Genomic DNA, 4,542 nt, shown 5'->3' with positions numbered 1-4,542 from the left:
CGATAATATCTTGTTGAAAGTCTTTAATAAACTCTAATTCTTCAATACGTTCGCGTAGTTTTTTAAGTTCATTATTTTTACCCATAGAAGTAGATTTTTGTTTAAAATTACTCAATTTTTTCATCCAATAGGTAATAGAACTTCGAGAAATTTGATATTTTTTGGAGGCATAGTTGACAGAAATTTGTCCATTAATAATTTCGTCAATGATAGAAAGTTTGAGGTCAAAACTAATTTTTTGATACTCTTTTTTTCGACAGGTTGAATTTTGTTGTGTATTCATAAGTTACTAAAAGTGTTTAATTTTTAGTCAACCTATTTTAGGACGAGAGTTTTTTCAGTATTGTGCACAACGGTTTTTGGTATGTTTTGTTGAGTGTTTAAGCAATAAATTTAATAAACAATTACTGACCAAGAAAATCCGTGAGGATTTTCGTAAGTGTGCAAGAACCAAACAATAAAATATACCAGTTGTTGGCAAATGTTTTTTAATTAATATATTAATCTGTTTGTTTCTTATTTCGCATAAGTTTCATCAATTAGATATTGTCTTTTTTAGGGTTTTCATTCTAATTTTAAAATCAGAGATATAATTGTCTAATACTGTCGTAAAACTCAAATCTTTCTAGTTATATGAGAAATTTTCCTTTTAATTTATTTTTTCTAAATCTCTATGATAAACTCTAATTGATTCTCCTCCCGATATAGGTTTTATTCTTACATCTGTTAAGCAATCATTATAAATATTAGTTATTTTATAAACTTTAAACTCTGTCTGATTTGGTCTTAGGTGAGTATATCCTTTGTATAGAACTCTATCGCCAATTGTAAAACCTATTGCTTCATCTCTTTTATGCATAATGTAAAATAATTGTTCTTCATCAACATTGTGTTTTTGGAGCAACTCTTTCAATAACTGTAGTTGAGCATTGCTTAATCCTTGCTTTATTATATTTTCGAAATCAGTCGTGTAATTAAATTTTATTCGTGTCATATGATTTGGTCAATTCATTTCTGTTATCAAGTAGTCATATTATATTTGCCAACGGTTTAGAACATGAAAAGTTGCGAGTTTAAAAGTGCAATTTTCCGATGTTTAAATTTAGTATTTTTTTGTTTTATAAACATTCTATTTTACAGAATTAAGCAATTTTTTATGTGCATTGTTGTAAAATTGTAGCTTTTTCATTCTGGTGCTAAAAATCGTACCGTTACAATTCTCAAATCCGTTCAAATTGACAAAATCGAAAATCTTTCTCGATTTAGTTAGAATTTATCTTTTTAAGATTTGGTTCCGCTCATTTCTCCGCTGTTTTGCTCAAATTAATCCGTTTCAATGCTTAATTCTGTTCTGATTGGTTATTTTATCCGTTTCAACTTTTTACTCCTTAATTGTGCTCAAAATCGAACCGATTCAATATTTAAACTTTTCCCGTTTCAATGAGAAAATCCGACTGTGAATTTTTCTGACAACTTTTTTACACTTTTAAAACTGAAATTGTGGATTTCCGACTGGAAATCCGCTATATTTTACAACGAGTTTGAGCATGATTTGTGCGACTGGAAAATCGGAGATTTTTCGGTTGTAGTAAATCGTGCGTTGTTTGTTAGTTTGTTCATAGTTAGTTTAAAAGTAAGCATAAATTATGCGCGGTGTTGTACAAAGTAGATTACTCAAAATACAGTTTGAATGTTAAATATTGATTGTTTCCATCTGCAAATACGGTAAGCTCAAAATAGTTTTCAGTTTTATTAAAAATCTCGTATATATATTTATCTCCTTTATTACTGAAATTTTTTCTGGACTCATTATTACTTTCTATAAATTCAATTTCGAATGTAAAATCATTAATCCAATTGAATTTTAATTTTGAATAAGTTTTATTCAAGAAATTATCTATCCAAAATCCGTTCTTTATCTCAACATTTATAATATCTCCATTTGCCTCATAATATCTAAATTTCTCATAATTATTAAAACTCTGGCTAACTGATTTGTCAATTAAAATTTTCGGTTTTTCATTAACGATTTTCCAATCTCCTTTTGCTGGGTCATTTCTGTTTAGAATTTCAACAAATTCCTTACAATTCCTTTGTAATCTATAATAAATATTTGTTCCTATTTCTTCTTGTTGATTTTCTGGAAATTTATCTAAATATGGATACATATGTTTAATGTAAACTTCTGCAATTCGGGCGGAATCTGATAAATTTTTATTATTTTCAATCATTTTACAAATCTCATTCGCAACGGAATCTTTTTGCATCTGATTTTGAGAATAGATATTTGTCGAGATTAAAATCAACAGTATTTTTAGTGTTTTATTTATCATAGCAATATTTTTCATCCTATTTTGTACAACGGTTTAGTATAACCAAAGTTGTGATTTGGTTAGCAATTTTTTTCGTTTGATAAATTTAATAAAATTAGTATTACAAAACATTCAATTTTACGAAAAGAAACAATTTTGGTTATACATTGTTGTAAATAGTGGTTTTTCATTCTGGTGCTAAAAATCATACGTAATTATTATAATGTTTTGAATTTATCTATTAATTAAAATTTGTCTTAAATACTTTTTGGATTCACATCTCAATTCGGCTCCATTTTCTTAGAAACTTCAATTTCTTGGTTAAGACTCAATTTTCTAAAAAACTTTTCCGATTCGTTACTCAATCCGTTATTATGCTCAATTTTTCCGTTTCAATGAGTTTTTCGGTTTATTGCACAATTCCAGTATTTTGCTCAATCTTTCCGTTTCAATGAGTTTTTCCGATTTCATTGCTCAACTTTTCCGTTACAATATATAAATCATAAATACTCAAATTTGTCAAATAGAGTAGAAGTGATTTTAGAACTTTATTTTTTCGTTAAAATATTTTTTTCGTGTTTTAGACAGTTCAACTTTTTCTAATTTAAAATATTAGAATGAAGGACTTCAGAGTGAAGTCCACCATTATTTACAACGGTTTAGTATAACCAAAGTTGTGATTTGGTTAGCAATTTTTTTCGTTTGATAAATTTAATAAAATTAGTATTATAAAACATTCAATTTTACTAAAAAAAGCAATTTTGGTTATACATTGTTGCTTGCAGCGGCTTTTAATTCTGGTGCTAAAAAGTCGTACCGTAATTATTATAAAATCTTGAATTATTCTATTTTTTTAAATTTGTCTTAAAACTTTTTTCGGTTTGTTGCTCAAATCTGTTTTGATTCTTAAAATCTAAAATTTTTCGGTTTACAAAAATTTGTCTTAAAAACTTTTTCCGCTTTCATTGCTCAATTCCGACATTTTGCTCAATCTTTCCGTTTCAATAAGTTTTTCCGATTTTATTGCTCAATTTTTGCGTTATAATATTTAAATCATAAATACTCAAATTTGTCAAATAGAGTAGAAGTGATTTTAGAACTTTATTTTTTCATAAATATTTTTTTTCGTGTCTTAGTTAGTTCAATTTTTTCAAGCTTAAAACACTAGAATTAAGGACTTCAGAGTGAAGTCCGCCGTTACTAGCAACGTGTTTGAGCATGAAAAGTTGTGGGTTTTTAAAACGCAATTTTTCGATGTTTAAATTTAATATATTTTTATTTTATAAACATTCAATTTTACTGAATTAAGCAATTTTTTATGCACATTGTTGCAATTTAGTGGCTTTTTTTTCTATTTTGTTCTAAACTTTCTTTTCTAATTTCAATTCCGAAATGATTGAAAAAAGTCAGAAATGTTTCTCAGTTTGTTGCAATTTTTCTATTTAAATTTTTCCGTTTAGTTGCTCAATTCCGTTATTATTAGAATAGTCTGAATATAGTCAATTTTAGACTTCATTTTTCATTGAGTATAGAAAATTCTCTACTTAAATAAATAAACCAAATTGACCAACCTAAATGAAAAAGACGTTGTTTCAATCCTGGATATGAACTTAAAATATTAGGAAAGAAAGCTAAAAATCCTAAAGACATTATTAAAAATGACAAAGTTGCAAATACTCTAATATTTGTTATTTTCTCTACTCTCCATAAAATAATACTAAAAAATGGTGAAAGAAATAATAATATTGACGGAGAACCTAAAATTCCGTGTAATCTAAGTGGCAATGGAAATAATCCTGCTCCAGCTATTGAAAATGTAAAAGTCAAAATTATTAGAATAGGAAACTTATTAAGTCCATTATTCTTACATACCTTTAATAGTCCGATTATAAAAAAGACACTTAAAATGGCACTTAAAACTAAACCAGTCGTAAATATAAATTGAGATTTTGTTCCAATTTCTCCTAAAGCACTTACAATATTTGTTAAATGATTATAATCGGTAAAAATATAGCCACAAATAATTGTAGTAGTCCAAAAGATAAATGGAATCACAAATCCCAATCTCACAAAGATTTTATCTTTCATATTTATTTGATTTTTGAACTATCATTTTGATGCTCCGCCATTAATTGCAACGGTTTAGTATAACCAAAGTTGTGATTTGGTTAGCAATTTTTTTCGTTTGATAAATTTAATAAAATAAAAGTTTAGAAACGTTCTATTTTAT

4 protein-coding genes are annotated in these 4,542 nt (G+C 26.8%); all 4 read right to left on the bottom strand.

The window, feature by feature from the left end; translation table 11 throughout:
• Positions 1 to 283: helix-turn-helix domain-containing protein (locus BM335_RS15490; protein ID WP_090230860.1), on the bottom strand; the 283-nt coding region annotated here is incomplete at its 3' end.
• A 366-nt stretch (positions 284 to 649) separates the two neighbouring features.
• Entirely contained in the window at positions 650 to 994 is a 345-nt protein-coding gene (locus tag BM335_RS15485; protein ID WP_090230857.1) for a hypothetical protein, read from the bottom strand.
• 676 nt (positions 995 to 1,670) lie between these two features.
• A complete protein-coding gene (locus BM335_RS15480) occupies positions 1,671 to 2,333 on the bottom strand; it encodes a hypothetical protein (protein ID WP_218157827.1) in 663 nt (220 codons plus the stop codon).
• Between the two features lie 1,491 nt (positions 2,334 to 3,824).
• The gene (locus BM335_RS15475; RefSeq protein ID WP_090230847.1) at positions 3,825 to 4,400 is read right to left on the bottom strand and encodes a DUF998 domain-containing protein; all 576 of its coding nucleotides are present in this window, start codon (positions 4,398 to 4,400) and stop codon (positions 3,825 to 3,827) included.
• Positions 4,401 to 4,542: the final 142 nt, after the last annotated feature.

This window comes from Lutibacter maritimus (genome assembly GCF_900116115.1).
GTDB lineage: Bacteria > Bacteroidota > Bacteroidia > Flavobacteriales > Flavobacteriaceae > Lutibacter > Lutibacter maritimus.
The sequence above is the reverse complement of the archived record's forward strand: the minus strand, read 5'-3'. Positions and strand labels throughout refer to the sequence as shown.